This window comes from Pseudomonas sp. LBUM1674 (assembly GCF_059695635.1).
This window is the reverse complement of sequence record NZ_CP166779.1, coordinates 5,090,897-5,106,627: the sequence shown is the minus strand read 5'-3', so window position 1 is coordinate 5,106,627 and position 15,731 is coordinate 5,090,897. Positions and strand designations below refer to the sequence as shown.

At 61.6% G+C, this 15,731-nt stretch carries 15 protein-coding genes; 13 read left to right on the top strand and 2 right to left on the bottom strand.

What is annotated here, in order from left to right:
• Positions 1 to 6 precede the first annotated feature (6 nt).
• From kdpA to ACA067_RS23310, 5 genes are all read left to right on the top strand, one after another.
• Positions 7 to 1,701 (top strand): potassium-transporting ATPase subunit KdpA, encoded by a 1,695-nt coding sequence (gene kdpA / locus ACA067_RS23330; RefSeq protein WP_497458693.1) that lies wholly within the window; start codon positions 7 to 9, stop codon positions 1,699 to 1,701.
• A gap of 10 nt (positions 1,702 to 1,711) precedes the next feature.
• On the top strand, positions 1,712 to 3,769 hold the full coding sequence (kdpB, locus tag ACA067_RS23325) for a potassium-transporting ATPase subunit KdpB (RefSeq protein ID WP_497458692.1): 2,058 nt from the start codon (positions 1,712 to 1,714) through the stop codon (positions 3,767 to 3,769).
• Positions 3,770 to 3,925: 156 nt separating this feature from the next.
• Complete coding sequence (gene kdpC / locus ACA067_RS23320; protein ID WP_497458691.1) at positions 3,926 to 4,471, top strand: potassium-transporting ATPase subunit KdpC; 546 nt, start codon at positions 3,926 to 3,928, stop codon at positions 4,469 to 4,471.
• Between the two features lie 187 nt (positions 4,472 to 4,658).
• Complete coding sequence (locus ACA067_RS23315; protein WP_497458690.1) at positions 4,659 to 7,310, top strand: DUF4118 domain-containing protein; 2,652 nt, start codon at positions 4,659 to 4,661, stop codon at positions 7,308 to 7,310.
• 36 nt (positions 7,311 to 7,346) lie between these two features.
• Entirely contained in the window at positions 7,347 to 8,045 is a 699-nt protein-coding gene (locus tag ACA067_RS23310) for a response regulator (protein ID WP_497458689.1), read from the top strand.
• A 148-nt stretch (positions 8,046 to 8,193) separates the two neighbouring features.
• Here the strand turns inward: ACA067_RS23310 and ACA067_RS23305 are convergent, their stop codons facing one another.
• On the bottom strand, positions 8,194 to 9,240 hold the full coding sequence (locus ACA067_RS23305) for a patatin-like phospholipase family protein (RefSeq protein WP_497458688.1): 1,047 nt from the start codon (positions 9,238 to 9,240) through the stop codon (positions 8,194 to 8,196).
• 222 nt (positions 9,241 to 9,462) lie between these two features.
• On the opposite strand from ACA067_RS23305, the gene ACA067_RS23300 reads away from it, so the two are divergent.
• The 3 genes from ACA067_RS23300 to ACA067_RS23290 all read left to right on the top strand — a co-directional run bounded on the left by ACA067_RS23300 (position 9,463) and on the right by ACA067_RS23290 (position 11,595).
• Positions 9,463 to 9,741 (top strand): hypothetical protein, encoded by a 279-nt coding sequence (locus ACA067_RS23300; protein WP_128873362.1) that lies wholly within the window; start codon positions 9,463 to 9,465, stop codon positions 9,739 to 9,741.
• A gap of 44 nt (positions 9,742 to 9,785) precedes the next feature.
• Entirely contained in the window at positions 9,786 to 10,553 is a 768-nt protein-coding gene (locus tag ACA067_RS23295; protein WP_497458687.1) for a CHAD domain-containing protein, read from the top strand.
• Between the two features lie 244 nt (positions 10,554 to 10,797).
• Positions 10,798 to 11,595: an acyl-CoA thioesterase gene (locus ACA067_RS23290; RefSeq protein ID WP_497458686.1), complete on the top strand. Its 798-nt coding sequence runs from the start codon at positions 10,798 to 10,800 to the stop codon at positions 11,593 to 11,595.
• A 1-nt stretch (position 11,596) separates the two neighbouring features.
• Here the strand turns inward: ACA067_RS23290 and ACA067_RS23285 are convergent, their stop codons facing one another.
• Entirely contained in the window at positions 11,597 to 11,962 is a 366-nt protein-coding gene (locus ACA067_RS23285) for an Mpo1-like protein (RefSeq protein ID WP_497458685.1), read from the bottom strand.
• A 272-nt stretch (positions 11,963 to 12,234) separates the two neighbouring features.
• On the opposite strand from ACA067_RS23285, the gene ACA067_RS23280 reads away from it, so the two are divergent.
• From ACA067_RS23280 to ACA067_RS23260, 5 genes are all read left to right on the top strand, one after another.
• On the top strand, positions 12,235 to 12,765 hold the full coding sequence (locus ACA067_RS23280) for a hypothetical protein (RefSeq protein ID WP_497458684.1): 531 nt from the start codon (positions 12,235 to 12,237) through the stop codon (positions 12,763 to 12,765).
• An 82-nt stretch (positions 12,766 to 12,847) separates the two neighbouring features.
• Positions 12,848 to 13,039: a PLDc N-terminal domain-containing protein gene (locus tag ACA067_RS23275; protein ID WP_307328563.1), complete on the top strand. Its 192-nt coding sequence runs from the start codon at positions 12,848 to 12,850 to the stop codon at positions 13,037 to 13,039.
• 137 nt (positions 13,040 to 13,176) lie between these two features.
• Positions 13,177 to 13,410 carry a hypothetical protein gene (locus ACA067_RS23270; protein ID WP_497458683.1) on the top strand — a complete coding sequence of 78 codons (234 nt, stop codon included), beginning with the start codon at positions 13,177 to 13,179 and terminating at the stop codon, positions 13,408 to 13,410.
• A gap of 219 nt (positions 13,411 to 13,629) precedes the next feature.
• A complete protein-coding gene (locus ACA067_RS23265; protein ID WP_497458682.1) occupies positions 13,630 to 13,971 on the top strand; it encodes a ribonuclease E inhibitor RraB in 342 nt (113 codons plus the stop codon).
• A gap of 346 nt (positions 13,972 to 14,317) precedes the next feature.
• Positions 14,318 to 15,727, top strand: a complete 1,410-nt coding sequence (locus ACA067_RS23260) for a circularly permuted type 2 ATP-grasp protein (protein ID WP_497458681.1) — start codon at positions 14,318 to 14,320, stop codon at positions 15,725 to 15,727.
• Positions 15,728 to 15,731 lie beyond the last annotated feature (4 nt).

Here is a 15,731-nt window from a genome sequence, read left to right as displayed (position 1 = left end):
GCGACCATGCACAGTTATGACTATTGGCTGATCCTCGCCTTCCTGGCCGTGGTGCTGATCCCGGCGCCGTTTCTCGGGCGGTTCTATTACAAGGTCATGGAGGGGCAGCGCACCTGGCTGACCCCGATCCTCGGACCGGTCGAGCGCGGGTGCTACAAAGTGGCCGGCGTCGATCCGCAGGCCGAACAGAGCTGGCAGCGGTACACCCTGGCCTTGCTCGCCTTCAACCTCGCGGGCTTCTTGCTGTTGTTCATGATCCTGTTGTTCCAGGACCATTTGCCGCTCAACCCGCAGAACTTGCCGGGTCAGGAATGGACCCTGGCGTTCAATACCGCCATCAGTTTCATGACCAACACCAACTGGCAGGCCTACAGCGGTGAAGCGTCCCTGAGTTACCTGAGCCAGATGGCCGGCCTCACCGTGCAGAACTTCGTCAGCGCCGCTACCGGCCTGGCGGTATTGGTGGCGTTGTGTCGCGGTATCGGTCGCAAGTCGAGCGCAACCCTCGGCAATTTCTGGGTCGACATGACCCGTGCCACCCTCTACGGCTTGTTGCCGCTGTGCCTGCTGCTGGCGCTGTACCTGGTCTGGCAGGGCGTGCCACAAACCTTCGCGCAATACGTGAATGCGGTGACGATGCAAGGCGTCGATCAGGTGATCCCGCTCGGCCCGGCCGCCAGCCAGATTGCGATCAAGCAACTGGGCACCAACGGTGGTGGTTTCTTCGGCGTCAACTCGGCGCATCCGTTCGAGAACCCGACGGCCTGGAGCAACCTGTTCGAGGTGGCCTCGATCATCCTGATCCCGGTGGCGCTGGTGTTCACCTTCGGCCACTACGTCAAGGACCTGCGTCAGAGCCGCGCGATCATTGCCTGCATGCTGGCGCTGTTCCTGATCGGCGGCGCGACTTCGCTGTGGGCTGAATACCAGCCGAACCCGACCCTGAATAACGTCGCCGTCGAACAGACCGCGCCGCTGGAGGGCAAGGAAGCGCGGTTCGGCACCACGGCCACAGTGCTGTGGTCGGTGACCACCACCGCAGCGTCCAACGGTTCGGTCAACGGCATGCACGACAGCCTCAACCCGCTGAGCGGCATGGTGGCGCTGGTCAACATGATGGTCGGCGAAGTGATCTTCGGCGGCGTCGGCGCCGGGATGTACGGCATGTTGCTCAATGTGCTGATCGCGGTGTTCCTCGCCGGGCTGATGATTGGTCGCACGCCGGAATACCTCGGCAAGAAACTGCAGGCCAGGGAGGTGCAACTGTTGGTCGTGACCTTGCTGGTAATGCCGGTAGGCGTGCTGGTACTCGGTGCGATTGCCGCGAGCCTGCCTGGCCCGGTCGCCGCGGTGAGCAACCCCGGCGCTCACGGTTTCAGCCAGTTGCTATACGCCTACACCTCGGCCAGTGCCAACAACGGTTCTGCGTTTGGCGGCTTCGGCGCAAACACGGCATTCCACAACCTGATGCTGGGGCTGGGCATGTTGATCGGTCGCTTCGGTTACATCCTTCCGGTACTGGCTCTGGCCGGCAGCCTGGCGATGAAGAAAACCGCACCGATCGGCCAGAACAGTTTCCCGACCCACGGTCCGCTGTTTGTGACGCTGTTGACCGTGACCATTTTGCTGGTGGGTGGTTTGACCTTCTTGCCGACGCTGGCGTTGGGCCCGATTGCCGAACATCTGAGCATGGGCTTCTGAGGATCTGATAATGAATATGCCCGTAACCAAAACCGCCACCGTCAAGGCCCCGGAACAACCGAAAACCGCAATCTCGGCCCTGTGGCGCCCGGCGCTGGTGCAAGCCTTCGTCAAGCTCGACCCTCGGCAATTGCAACGTGCGCCAGTGATGCTGGTGGTCGAACTGACCGCCATACTGACCACCGTGCTGTGCTTCATTCCCGACAACGCCGTGCCGACCTTTGTCGCCGCGCAAATCGCGCTGTGGCTGTGGTTCACCGTGCTCTTCGCCAACTTCGCCGAAGCCCTGGCCGAAGGTCGCGGCAAGGCCCGCGCCGACAGCCTCAAGGCCGGCAGCGAAGGCCTCAGCGCCCGGCGCAAAACCACTAGCGGCGCCTTCCAGGTGGTACCGGCGACCAGCTTGCGCAAGGGCGATGTGGTGCGCGTCTTGGCCGGGGAGATGATCCCCGGTGACGGCGAGGTGATCGAAGGTATTGCAGCGGTCAACGAAGCGGCGATTACCGGTGAATCCGCGCCGGTGATCCGTGAGTCCGGCGGCGACCGTTCGGCCGTCACCGGCAACACCCGCCTGGTCTCCGACTGGCTGTTGGTGCGCATCACCGCCGACCCCGGTGAGTCGACCCTGGACCGCATGATCGCCTTGGTCGAAGGCGCCAAACGCCAGAAAACCCCGAACGAAGTGGCGCTCGACATCCTGCTGATCGGTCTGACGCTGATCTTCCTGCTGGTGGTCGTTACCCTGCAACCCTTCGCCCACTTCGCCAACGGCAGCCTGCCGCTGGTGTTCCTGGTGGCGTTATTGGTCACGCTGATTCCGACCACCATCGGCGGGTTGCTGTCCGCCATCGGGATTGCCGGGATGGATCGTCTGGTGCGTCTGAACGTGATTGCCAAATCCGGTCGCGCGGTGGAAGCGGCGGGGGACGTGCACGTCCTGCTGTTGGACAAGACCGGTACCATCACGTTTGGCAATCGGCGTTGCACCGCGGTTTATGCGGCGCCCGGTGTCAGCACCAGGGAACTGGCTGAAGGCGCACTGTTCGCGTCGCTGGCCGATGACACGGCGGAAGGCAAATCCATTGTCGAGTACCTGCGCGGGACTCATTCACTGCCCGAGCCGGCCCTCGAATTGCTGACGGCTGTGCCGTTCAGTGCCGAGACTCGCCTGTCCGGTGTCGACTATGAGGGACGTGTTTATCGCAAAGGCGCGGTGGATTCGTTACTGGCCTTTGTCGGCCTGAAACGTGCTGACCTGGCACCGTCCCTGTCCCGGGAAATCGACAAGATCGCCCAGAGCGGCGGCACGCCATTGCTGGTCTGTGCCGACGGCAAACTGCTCGGCGTGATCCACCTCAAGGACGTGGTCAAGCCAGGCATCCGCGAGCGTTTCGCCGAGCTGCGCAAACTGGGCATCCGCACGGTCATGGTGACCGGCGACAACCCGCTGACGGCGGCGGCGATTGCAGCCGAGGCGGGCGTTGATGACGTGCTGGCCGAAGCCACCCCGGAGAAGAAACTGGCGCGCATTCGCCATGAACAGAACGACGGTCGCCTGGTCGCCATGTGCGGTGACGGCGCCAACGATGCCCCGGCCCTGGCCCAGGCGGATGTCGGCATGGCGATGAACGACGGCACGCAAGCCGCGCGCGAGGCGGCGAACATGGTCGATCTCGACAGCGATCCGACCAAGCTGCTGGACGTGGTGCAGATCGGCAAGGAATTGCTGGTGACCCGCGGCGCATTGACGACCTTCTCCATCGCCAACGACGTGGCCAAATATTTCGCGATCCTGCCGGCGTTGTTCGCCTCGATCTACCCGCAACTCGGCGTGCTCAACATCATGCACCTGAGCAGTCCGCAGAGCGCGATCCTCTCGGCGATCGTGTTCAACGCCTTGATCATCGTGGTGCTGATCCCATTGGCATTGCGCGGTGTGCGGGTGCAGGCGGCGAGTGCGGCGGCGTTGCTGCGACGCAATCTGTTGATCTACGGGCTGGGCGGGATTGTGGTGCCGTTCGTGGGGATCAAGGCGATCGACATGCTGTTGACGGGATTGCATCTGGTTTGATCTTGCACGGCGGTGTGTCAGATACGCCGCCATCGCGGGCAAGCCCGCTCCCACAGGGAATGCGGTGCTTTTGTGGGGGCGGGCTTGCCCGCGATGAATTCACCGCAATGAACATGAATAAACGCAGTAGTGATCTCTGAATTCGAGGATTTTGAAATGTCCACAATGATACGTCCGGCCCTGAGCCTGTTGCTCCTGATGACCCTGATCACCGGCGTTGCCTACCCCTTGGTGGTCACCGGCGTCGCTCAGGTCGCGTTCCCGGACCAGGCCAATGGCAGCCTGGTGCGCGACACCGATGGCAAGGTCCGCGGATCGTCGCTGATTGCCCAGGATTTCGCCGGTGATGCCTGGTTCCATCCACGGCCATCGGCGGGTGCCTTTGCTACCGTTTCGAGCAGTGCCAGTAACCTCTCGCCGAGCAACCCGGCGCTGGCCACGAGGGTGATCGATGAGGCCAATAAATTGTTGGTGCCCGGCCAGGGGGCGGTGCCGTTGGCGCTGCTGACCACCTCCGGCAGCGGCCTCGATCCACACTTGCCACCGGCCGCGATTGCCTATCAACTGGCGCGAGTGGCGGCGGCGCGCAATTTACCCGTGTCTGCGCTGCAGCAGCTGCTGGATGCGCACATCGAGCAACCGTTGGTGGGGCCGCCGGTGGTGAATGTGTTGGCGCTGAACCTTGCGCTGGAAAAACTTTAAATCTGTGGCGCCGCCAATCGCGGGCAAGTCGGGTCGCCGCACCGCCGCTCCCACAAGAGGCGATGGTGGATACAAAATTTGTGACCACTATTGATCCCTGTGGGAGCGGCGGTGCGGCGACCCGACTTGCCCGCGATGGCGATAGAACAATCACCACATCAACCTCTGAAAAAAGAGATCCCAAAGCATGAGCAACTCCGGCCGCGCCGACGCGCTGTTAGCAGACCTGCCCCGGGATGGCCGTGGCCGGCTCAAGGTTTTCCTCGGTGCCGCGCCCGGCGTCGGCAAGACCTACGCCATGCTGCAAGCGGCCCACACCCAACTGCGTCAGGGTGTGAAAGTCATCGCCGGGGTGGTGGAAACCCACGGCCGCGCCGAAACCGAGGCACTGCTCGGTACTTTGCCGCAGCAGCCTCTGGTGCGTTCGGAATACCGTGGGGTGATGCTCGAAGAAATGGACCTCGACGGCTTGCTCGCGGCCCGGCCGAAACTGGTGCTGGTGGACGAGCTGGCCCACAGCAACGCCCCCGGCAGTCGCCACGCCAAGCGCTGGCAAGACATCCAGGAGCTGCTCGCCGCCGGCATCGACGTGTTCACCACGGTCAACGTCCAGCACCTGGAAAGCCTCAACGACCAGGTGCGCGGCATCACCGGAGTGCAAGTGCGCGAAACCTTGCCGGACTGGGTGCTGCAGGAAGCCTACGAATTGCTGCTGGTTGATCTGCCGCCGCGCGAGCTGCTCGAGCGTCTGCGCGAGGGCAAGGTCTACGTGCCGGAGCAGGCGCGGGCGGCCATCGATGCGTTCTTTACCCAGACCAACCTCACCGCCCTGCGCGAACTGGCGATGCAGACCGCTGCCGCCCAGGTCGATAATGATCTGGCCCAGGGCTATCGCCAGCTCGGCCAGGCCGCACCGGCGGTGCGCGGTCGTTTGCTGGTCGGCGTCGATGGCGATGCCCAGGCTGAACGCCTGGTGCGGCACGCCAGCCGCGTCGCCCAGCGTCGGCATCTGCCGTGGAGCCTGGTGCATGTGGACAACGGCAGCGTGCCCGACGAGCAATCCCGGCTGCGCCTGCAAAGCGCCCAGCAACTGGCCGAACGCCTCGGCGGTGAAGTGGTGTTGCTGCGCGCCGGCGAGGTGGCGAAAACCCTGATCCAGCACGCCGCCGAACGCCGTGCCAGCCTGGTGCTGGTGGGCCAGTCGAGACAGCGTTGGCGTCGACGCTTGTTTGGCGGTGGCCTGGCGTCACGCTTGCTGCGTAATGCCCGCGGCCTGGAAATCAACGTCATCGACAGTGGCCACGAACAGCATCAGCCGCGCCAGCGCTCGGTGCAGTCGCTGGTCTGGTTCGACTACGCCCTGGCGGTGGTGGCGACAATTTTGGCCAGTGCTTTGGCCTGGGCAGTGGCGAGTGTTCTGCCATTGCCGAACATCTCGCTGGTGTTCCTGGCCGCCGTGTTACTGGTGGCGGTGCGCAGCAGCCTCGGTCCGGCGCTGGCTTGTGCAGCGCTGTCATTTCTGACCTATGATTTTCTGTTCATTCCGCCGAATTTCTCCTTCAGCATCCAGCGCGAAGAAGACGTGCTGACGTTGCTGTTCTTCCTGCTGATGGCGGCGCTCACCGGCAACCTGGCGGCCCGGCAGCGCCGGCAATTGCAGGCGTTGCGCGACACTCAGGAAGAGACCACGGAATTGCTCGACCTGTCGCGCAAACTCACCGCCGCCACCGACCGCCAGGCGGTGGTCAGCGCGGCGGCCCAGCACCTCAACGGCTGGAACGATCTGCAAGTGTGCCTGCTCAATCGCGACGGCCAGAGTGGCTGGAAAGTCGAAACCGGTGTTCCGCTGGAGTTTTCCGAAGCCGAACGCGCCGCGGCCGAGTGGGCCTGGCAGCACGATCAGCCGGCTGGCGCAGGCACCGGCACCTTGCCGTTCGGCCGTTGGTGGTGGTGGCCGCTGTCGGTGGAGGATGGACCGCTGGCGCTACTCGGGGTGTGTGCCAAGGAAGGTCAGACCTTGAGCGGCCAGCGTCGGCGTTTGTTGACCGCGCTGAGCCAGCCGCTGGCCCAGGCGCTGGCCCGTGCGCAATTGGCCGAGGACCTGGAAGCGGCGCGGCTGCACGGCGAAACCGAACAACTGCGCAGCGCCTTGCTGGCGTCGGTGTCCCATGATTTACGCACGCCGCTGACCTCCATGCGCGGCAGCATCGACAGCCTGTTGGCCCTGGGTGAAGCCATCCCGCTGGAGGATCGCCGGGAGCTGCTCGAAGGCACGCGCGATGAGGCCGAACGCCTCGATCGTTACATCCAAAACCTGCTGGACATGACGCGCCTCGGGCACGGCGCCTTGAAGCTGGCACGGGACTGGGTATCGCCGGCCGACATCGTTGGCAGTGCGCTCAATCGCCTGCGCGCAGTGCTGGCACCGTTGCAGGTCAGCACCGAAGTGCCCGCGCAGTTGCCGCTGCTGTTTGTCCACGCCGCGCTGATCGAGCAGGCGCTGGTCAACGTGCTGGAGAACGCTGCACGTTTTTCACCGACTCACGGGCGCCTGCAATTGCGCGCCGGAGCCGATGACAGCGAGCTGTTTTTTTCGGTGAGCGATGAAGGACCCGGGATTCCGGAAGAGGAGCGCGCGAAAATTTTCGACATGTTCTACACCGCTGCGCGCGGCGATCGTGGCGGACAGGGCACAGGGCTGGGGCTGGCAATCTGTCAGGGCATGGTCGGTGCCCATGGCGGGCGGATCAGCGTCGCCGACGGCATCGAAGGGCGCGGCACCTGTATCACCCTGCACTTGCCGGTGCAGGAACAACCTGGCTTTGAAAGTGAAGCCTGATACCCTTTGCCTCTCACCTTGCCGCGATCGAAAACCATGAGCCAGACCGCGACCATTTTGGTCATCGACGACGAACCGCAGATCCGCAAATTCCTGCGCATCAGCCTCGCTTCCCAGGGTTACAAAGTGCTGGAAGCCGGCACCGGCACCGAAGGCCTGGCGCAAGCCGCGCTGAACAAACCGGACTTGCTGGTGCTCGACCTCGGTTTGCCGGACATGGACGGTCAGCAAGTGCTGCGTGAGTTTCGCCAATGGTCGACGGTGCCGGTGCTGGTGCTGTCGGTGCGTGCCAACGAAGGGCAGAAAGTCGAGGCCCTCGATGGCGGTGCCAACGACTATGTGACCAAGCCGTTCGGCATCCAGGAGTTTCTGGCGCGGGTACGCGCCTTGTTGCGTCAGGCACCGGCCGGTGAAGCCCAACAGGCGGCACTGACGTTCGGCCCGTTGACCGTGGACCTGGCGTATCGCCGGGTGCTGCTCGATGGCGTCGAAGTGGCGTTGACCCGCAAGGAATACGCGGTGCTGGCACAACTGGCACGCTTTCCGGGGCGGGTCATCACCCAGCAGCAATTGCTCAAGGATATCTGGGGGCCGACCCATACCGAAGACAGTCACTATTTACGGATTGTGGTGGGGCATTTGCGGCAGAAGCTGGCGGATGATCCGACCCGGCCGCGGTTTATCGTGACCGAGGCGGGGGTGGGGTATCGGCTTTTGAGTGAGGACAGCCTTTAGTTTAGTGTTGCCTGATCCGGCCCCTTCGCCGGCAAGCCGGTCTCGCTCCCACATTGGTTCAGTGCTGAGCACAACTTGTGTGGACACTGAAGATCCCCTGTGGGAGCGAGCCTGCTCGCGAAGGGGCCCATACAGTCAACCGAGACCCTCAAGAATCGCGATTCTGCTCATTCTCATACCGATCCAGCGTATCCCGCGCAATCTCCCGACCCAGCGCGATCAGCTCCGGCGCCTTGTAGAACTCGAAAAACCGGCACACCCGCTTCGGTACGTTGATCAGAATATCCGGCGGATAACCGGCAATCTTGTATTGCGCCAGGGAGGTCTGCATCACCTCGAAACTCTGGTTGATCAAATCCAGCAACGAGGCCGGGCCCACGTTGTCGATGATGAACGAACCGGTGGCGGATTTCGGCGCGCCGTCACGTTCAGGCGCGGCCGCCGGTTGCTGGGCTTCGGGTTCGGCGGATTCGATCCAGGGATTGATCTCGGCAGCCTCCGCCAGCAACGCTTCCTTTTCCAGCAGCAGCAATTGTTCCGCCTGTTTGCGGCGAAATGGCAATTTTGATCCGAGCGAATTGATCAGGCTGTCGAAACGGGTCTTGAACGCGGCCGGGCGCTGGATCACCGGCAGTTGATAGTGGCGCTGGTTGGTGGAGTTCAGGTTGACCGCGATGATCAGGTCGCAATGACTCGACACCACCGGCACGATGGGCAAAGGGTTGAGGATCCCACCGTCCACCAGCATGCGATTGCCTTGCATCACCGGGGTGAACAGGCTGGGGATCGCCGCCGAGGCGCGCATGGCCTGGTGCAGGCAACCTTCCTGGAACCAGATTTCCTGCTGGTTGGTCAGGTCGGTGGCCACTGCGGTGTAGGGAATGCGCAGGTCTTCGATGTTGATTTCGCCGACGATCTTCCGGATTTGCCCGAAGACCTTCTCCCCGCGAATCGCCCCCAGACGAAAACTGACATCGACCAGGCGCAACACATCCAGGTAATCGAGGCTCTCGATCCAGTCGCGATACTCGTCGAGTTTGCCGGCGGCGTAGATCCCGCCGACCACGGCGCCCATGGAGCAACCGGCAATACAGGCGATGTCGTAGCCACGCCGTTCGATCTCTTCAATGACCCCGATATGGGCATAGCCCCGGGCCCCACCTGAGCCCAGCACCAGTGCGACGCGCTTTTTCATGAATCGCCCTCGTCTGACAAGGTTCAACAATGCACCCATCGAGGGCCGCGGTTCAATCGCCAAGGTCGCTCGGTGGGGCAATCGCGTCGTTTTTTCGACACTCCATGGCGGCAGATGGGTATTCTTCCCGGCGCTGTCGTTTTCGCGGCGGGGCCAAGGCACTTTTCACGCGCCTGACCGTCTTACGAGCACGACTGTTTACCTATCTTTGAGGTGTGAGTGATGAAAGCCTGGATCTGTGTGCCCCTGATTGCGCTGGCACTCGCCGGATGTGCCGGCAAAACCGCCTATCGCGACAGCTGCGCCACTGGAATCGATGCCGCGTGGCACGAACTGGACCTGGCCAAGGCTGAGGGGTTTGCCGGGACCGTCAGTTACTCCAAGGCGCTGTCGCTGTTGACCGGCGCCAAGACCCAGCAGCAATTCGAAGCGTTCGAAGGCTGCTCCAAGAAGGCCGAGCGGGCGCGTTTCTATATTCGTGAGTCTCGCGCCGGCCGTTGAGGCATGATGAGCGCTTGGGGAAATTCGATTCAGGGAGCTAAATGATGTCTGCCTTGGTTGATCGGTTGGTGGCTCGAGTCCTGGGCCTGGAAGTTCGTTTGCTGGCCTGCCAGGCGCGCCTGAGTGCCCGCACCGACCCTGAAGCCTTGCATGACCTGCGCACCACGGTTCGCCGTTTGCGCAGTTTGCTGCGGCCATTGCGTGGCTTGCCCGGCGTGGAACAGCTGGAAGCGGCGGCGTCCGCGGTCGGTGATCTTTCAACGCCATTGCGCGATCGCGAAGTCTTGGCCGCGTATTTGCTCGAGCATGATCAACCCGAGGCTGCGCACCGGCGCATGGCACAAATGGCCGAGGCCTATCCGGCGGTGGCGGCCAGTTCCGAGTTGGCGCAGTTGCTGATGATCCTCGACGCGTTTCCGCAGTTTTTGCGCGCTTCCCAGCGACAAGGCCTGCTCAAGGGCCTGCGCACACGCATTGAAAAGCGCCTGGCCAAACAATGGAAAAAACTGGATAAGGCGCTGCATGATCCGGCCCATGATCGCCATCGTCTGCGCCTGCTGATCAAGCGCGTGCGTTATGGCATCGAAGCGTATCCCGAGCTGGACCGTTTGCCGAAGGCGGCCATGCCCAGGTTGAAGTCCGCCCAGGGCGCCTTGGGCGATTGGCACGATTGCTGGCAATGGCTGGCCAGGGCTGAAGAGGAAGCGGATTTGCAACCCTGTGTGGCGGGTTGGAAAACCGATTTGGCCAAGGCCGAAGACCGCGCCGACCGCGTCCTCGACAAACTCAGTTCCGCCTGCTTCAAATCCTGAAAACACTGAGATCCAATGTGGGAGCGAGCCTGCTCGCGAAAGCGGTTTCACATCCGACATGGAGGTGACTGACAGATCGCATTCGCCGGCAAGCCGGTCTCGCTCCCACACTGATCGCTGTTGAATTGGGTATCTATGTTCGGCATGCGGCCTATCTGTCAGCCTCTTTGGCCGGAATAAGCGCTGTGCCGTCCTCGCCGGCTGGTTAAGATCCCTGCATCCTTTTCCCGTTCTTGAGGTTTTCATGCGCTTTTCCGATCTGCTCGACACCGTCCGCAGCCAGCCACGCGAGCTGTCTATCCCGGCCGAATGGGCTCAAGGGCGGGCCAGTTTTGGGGGCCTGGTGGCCGCTTTGCAATACGAAGCCATGCGCGCCAAGGTGCCGGCGGATCGTCCGGTGCGTTCGCTGGCGATCACCTTTGTCGGGCCGGTCGAGCCTGAAGTGCCGGTCAGCTTTGAAGTCGATGTGTTGCGTGAAGGCAAGGCCGTCAGCCAGGTACTGGGCCGGGCGGTGCAGAAGGGCCAGGTCGTGACGTTGATTCAGGGCAGTTTCGGTGCCTCGCGTCCATCCGAAGTGGCTGTGACCGCCGACCCGGCCCCGGAGATGAAGCACTGGGACGACTGCCAGGAGCTGCCCTATATCAAAGGCGTGACCCCGGAGTTCATGCGTCATCTGGCCATGCGCTGGAGCGTCGGCGGACTGCCGTTCACCGGTAACAAATCCCGCGAGATGGGCGGCTGGGTGCGTTTGCGTGGGGACGTGAAGGCAGAGGCGGTCAGTGAGTCGCATATTCTGGCACTGGTCGACGCCTGGCCGCCGGCGTTGTTGCCGCACCTGAACAAACCGGCGATGGGCAGTACGCTGACCTGGACCATCGAATTCGTTCAGCCATTGCTTGAGCTGAGCACGCTGGACTGGTGCAAATACCTGGTTGAAATCGAACATGCCGCCGACGGCTACGGTCATGCCGCCGCGAAGCTGTGGAATGCAGACGGCCAGTTGATCGCCATGAGCCGGCAGACCGTGACGATTTTTGCCTGACTCAGTGCCGACGGTGGCGCTCACGCCAGGCGCGCCACCAGCCGCCGCTCAGGAAGAACCGGGGAAAGGTCAGGAATTGCTCGACCAGCAAGCGTGATACCGCATCCTTGCGATCACTGAACGGCTCGGAGGCTTGCGCCTCCAGGCGGTGACCATGGCGTTGCAGGCCCAGCGCAGCCAACAGGCCGATAATGCCGATGGCGAAATTGCCCAGATTCAGGCTGAACACCCCGCAAATCATCAGCAGGACACCCACGATGAACAGCGGCACGGCAATCAGGTGCAACACCAGATTGGTCGGGTGCTGATGATTGTTCGGGTACGCTCGCCATTGCCAGGCGGGAAGGTTGGGGTGACGTTTGCCCATGATGCCGATCCTCGATCCGTGTTCAACACATGATTGAAGGATAGGCCCGGCAGTTGCGGGGGGCGAATCAAAGGTGGCTATCGAAGTGATAGGGATCATGCGCGATGTTGATGGTGACCGGGCTGACGCCTTCGCGGGCAAGCCCACAGTTGATCTGTTGTCACCAGAATATTGGGTCAACATTCCCCGGCAGTACTCCCGTACAGCCACGGCGGGGCGGAATGCGCTATCCTTCGCGCCTTGAAAATTCCCTCGCTACAGGATTCCGCCCCATGAAAGCCGCACTCGTCGAACTCATCAGCAAAATCAGCTCCGGGTGCATGAGCGACGACGAAATCCTGAAAATCGCTGACGAAGCGGCCCAGGCCTACGCCGATCCAGAGGCTTTCCTGGCGGCCAATCCGGATATCAACTACGACGACACCTTCCCGATTCCCCTGGGCGAGTGGGTGGTCGTCGGCAGCCTGCCGGAAACCGTGCTGTTCCAGGCCGACACTTATATGGATCTGTTCGCCCGGATCGTTGCTTCGTTCGGACCTGGCGTTGATTTCAATATCAAACCCAAGCAGCTGGCCAAGACCGAAGCCCTGACCGCGCTCAATCGCATTCAGGTGCAGATGAGCAGCATGAACAAGGAAAACGGCGGCTACGTGCTGATGAACTTCAGCCAGTTGCTCGATGACGAGCTGCAAGTGGTGCTGGTCTACGGCAATGACGTGCCGCGGGTGCTCGAGTTGTGTGCTGAAGCCGGCATCGCTGCCGCGCCTTCGCTGGAAGCCCTGAAAGTGGCGATTCACGTCTGACGCCGCCATACGCCTAATAAAACGGAACCCTCGCAGGGGCCAGCTATCCTAAGAGAGCACACCACTTTTCGGGAGCGACACCATGGGTTCCACGTTCAATGGTCTGGTTGGCCTGATCATTCTTGTCCTGGACATCTGGGCAATCATCAACGTGCTGAAAAGTGGCACCGACACAGGGATGAAAATCGTCTGGGTGCTGTTGATCCTGCTGCTGCCGGTCCTGGGTCTGATCATCTGGGCCATCGCCGGACCGCGGGGCAATGTGCGGGTCTGACTGCATTTCCCGAAACGACACGCTCCCACAGGTTCTGTGTTTTTTCAGCTGACGCCCTGTAATCCGTTGAACGATCGGTCAGGGTAAAAGTCCAGATAGTTGTAAGCCCATTTGCGGGTTTGTTCGAGGAGGCACTGATGCAAAAGTGGAAAATCACTTTCGTGGATGATCACGGTGAAACAGTCGACGAAGTCTTCGAGTGCGACGAATGCCCGGACAACGAGCAAGCCGCCAGACTCATCAAGGCTCGTCTCCTTCCTGTCGCTGCCGAACTGGATCTGAATGATCTGGAAGGGCGAACCGCTGATGCGAGCGTCAAAAATCTCAAGACCCAGAACAGCATACAAATCCTCGGCATTACTCCCGTCTGAAACACTTCCTGGCACATTCGTGAAATAACCAGACCTTGGCAGCGCCTCTATCTTGGGGCTACTCTGCAAGCGAGATCAGCGAACGGATCGCTAAGGTCTGGTCTTGTCAGCTACATGCTTGCTTCCCACCGGCAACGTTGTTGCCGCATCGCTCGCACCATTCGATTGCGTGTGCCGGGAATACGGAAAGTCTATCCATCAATGTGAGGGGGACGTTTCATGAGCACAGCCTATCAAGAAGACATCAGCAGCAGCGTGCTGCGCCGCATGAAAGAAGGCGGTTTCGACTTTTCACGATTCCATCCCATCGAGTTCTACGCCATTTTCCCCGACGAGGAGCGGGCGCGCAGGGCGGCAGGGCATTTCTGTGGTGAATCCTTGAATGCCCAGATCAGCGTGCGTGATGACGGCGCGTGGTATCTGGAACTGAGTAAAGTGATGTATGCCACCTACGACGGTATCGGCGACTTCGAGCAGGACTTCGAGGCCGTGGTCGAGCCTCTGGGCGGGATCATCGAAGGCTGGGGCGTGAAGCAGGAGGTACGAGGGCGACTCGCATAACACTATGAACAGCGACAACATCCACTAACGGCTGACCTTCGGGTTGGCCGTTTTCGTTTCCGGGGTTGTGAAAAGCAAGATCAAAAGATCGCAGCCTCGTTGCCTGTAGGAGCTGTCGAGTGAAACGAGGCTGCGATCTTTTGACCTTGTTTTTGATTTGACTATGCTGCTGTTAGGCGAAGACATTGCTTCGCAATGAAGCGGGGGCGATCAGGTTGGAGCATTTGCCGCACAGGATTGGTGCGGCGGTTGCGGCGTTATTATCCAACTGATTGATTTCAAAGCGTTTATGCCGATGGCACGGGCCTTGCGAAGGCCTGGGTGTCCGGGTGACAAGGAGTACGGCATGATCCGCACCTATTTTGATGAAATGTACGATGCCGGCGGCCAGGTCCGCCCGCATTACCGGGAGTTTGCCCGTTGGCTGGCCGAAACGCCTGATGAACTTTTGGCCCAACGGCGACGCGAGGCCGATCTGCTGTTTCATCGCGCCGGGATTACCTTCACGCTCTACGGTGACGAGCAAGGGACAGAGCGCCTGATTCCCTTCGACACCATTCCCCGCAGCATCCCCGCCAGTGAATGGCGAGTCGTCGAACGCGGCTGTATCCAGCGGGTCAAGGCGCTGAATATGTTCCTCGCCGACCTCTATCACGAACAGCGCATCATCAAGGCCGGCATCATCCCGGCCGAGCAAGTGCTGGCCAACGAGCAATACCAGTTGGCGATGCAAGGGCTGGATCTGCACCGGAATATCTATTCGCACATTTCCGGTGTCGACCTGGTACGCGATGGCGACGGCACGTACTACGTGCTCGAAGACAACCTTCGTACACCGAGCGGCGTGAGCTACATGCTCGAAGACCGCAAGATGATGATGCGACTGTTCCCCGAATTGTTCGCGGCGCAACGCATTGCACCCATCGACCACTATCCGAACCTGTTGCTCGATACCCTGAAAAGCTCCAGCCCGATCGATAACCCCAGCGTGGTGGTGCTGACGCCAGGCCGCTTCAACAGTGCGTTTTTCGAGCATGCATTTCTCGCTCGGGAAATGGGCGTTGAACTGGTGGAAGGCGCGGACCTGTTCGTGCGTGACGACAAGGTGTTCATGCGCACCACGGACGGGCCGAAAGCCGTCGACGTGATCTACCGGCGCCTCGACGATGCCTTCCTCGACCCGCTGGCGTTCAACCCGGACTCGATGCTCGGCGTGCCCGGACTGCTGTCCTCGTATCGCTCCGGCAACGTGGTACTGGCGAATGCCATCGGCACCGGGGTGGCGGATGACAAGTCGGTGTACCCGTTCGTCACGGACATGATCCGCTTCTACCTCGACGAAGAGCCGATCCTGAAGAATGTGCCGACGTGGCAGTGTCGTAATCCCTCTGAACTGTCCCACGTACTGGCCAATCTTCCAGAGCTGGTGGTCAAGGAAACCCAGGGGTCAGGCGGTTACGGCATGCTGGTGGGGCCGGCGGCGACGGCGGCAGAAATCGAAGCCTTCCGCGCGCGGATCAAAGCCAAGCCCCACGCGTACATCGCGCAACCGACATTGTCTTTGTCGACCTGTCCGACCTTTGTCGAAAACGGCATCGCTCCACGCCATATCGACCTGCGTCCGTTTGTATTGTCTGGCCGCGAAACCCGGGTTGTGCCCGGCGGTTTGACCCGTGTCGCCCTGCGCGAAGGCTCTCTGGTGGTGAATTCATCCCAGGGCGGTGGAACCAAGGACACCTGGGTGGTCGAGGATTGAAGGA

Coding starts and splice junctions, on each gene's coding strand:
- kdpA (WP_497458693.1), top strand. CDS start 7: ATGCACAGTTATGACTATTGGCTGATCCTCGCCTTCCTGGCCGTGGTG.
- kdpB (WP_497458692.1), top strand. CDS start 1,712: ATGAATATGCCCGTAACCAAAACCGCCACCGTCAAGGCCCCGGAACAA.
- kdpC (WP_497458691.1), top strand. CDS start 3,926: ATGTCCACAATGATACGTCCGGCCCTGAGCCTGTTGCTCCTGATGACC.
- ACA067_RS23315 (WP_497458690.1), top strand. CDS start 4,659: ATGAGCAACTCCGGCCGCGCCGACGCGCTGTTAGCAGACCTGCCCCGG.
- ACA067_RS23310 (WP_497458689.1), top strand. CDS start 7,347: ATGAGCCAGACCGCGACCATTTTGGTCATCGACGACGAACCGCAGATC.
- ACA067_RS23305 (WP_497458688.1), bottom strand. CDS start 9,240: ATGAAAAAGCGCGTCGCACTGGTGCTGGGCTCAGGTGGGGCCCGGGGC.
- ACA067_RS23300 (WP_128873362.1), top strand. CDS start 9,463: ATGAAAGCCTGGATCTGTGTGCCCCTGATTGCGCTGGCACTCGCCGGA.
- ACA067_RS23295 (WP_497458687.1), top strand. CDS start 9,786: ATGTCTGCCTTGGTTGATCGGTTGGTGGCTCGAGTCCTGGGCCTGGAA.
- ACA067_RS23290 (WP_497458686.1), top strand. CDS start 10,798: ATGCGCTTTTCCGATCTGCTCGACACCGTCCGCAGCCAGCCACGCGAG.
- ACA067_RS23285 (WP_497458685.1), bottom strand. CDS start 11,962: ATGGGCAAACGTCACCCCAACCTTCCCGCCTGGCAATGGCGAGCGTAC.
- ACA067_RS23280 (WP_497458684.1), top strand. CDS start 12,235: ATGAAAGCCGCACTCGTCGAACTCATCAGCAAAATCAGCTCCGGGTGC.
- ACA067_RS23275 (WP_307328563.1), top strand. CDS start 12,848: ATGGGTTCCACGTTCAATGGTCTGGTTGGCCTGATCATTCTTGTCCTG.
- ACA067_RS23270 (WP_497458683.1), top strand. CDS start 13,177: ATGCAAAAGTGGAAAATCACTTTCGTGGATGATCACGGTGAAACAGTC.
- ACA067_RS23265 (WP_497458682.1), top strand. CDS start 13,630: ATGAGCACAGCCTATCAAGAAGACATCAGCAGCAGCGTGCTGCGCCGC.
- ACA067_RS23260 (WP_497458681.1), top strand. CDS start 14,318: ATGATCCGCACCTATTTTGATGAAATGTACGATGCCGGCGGCCAGGTC.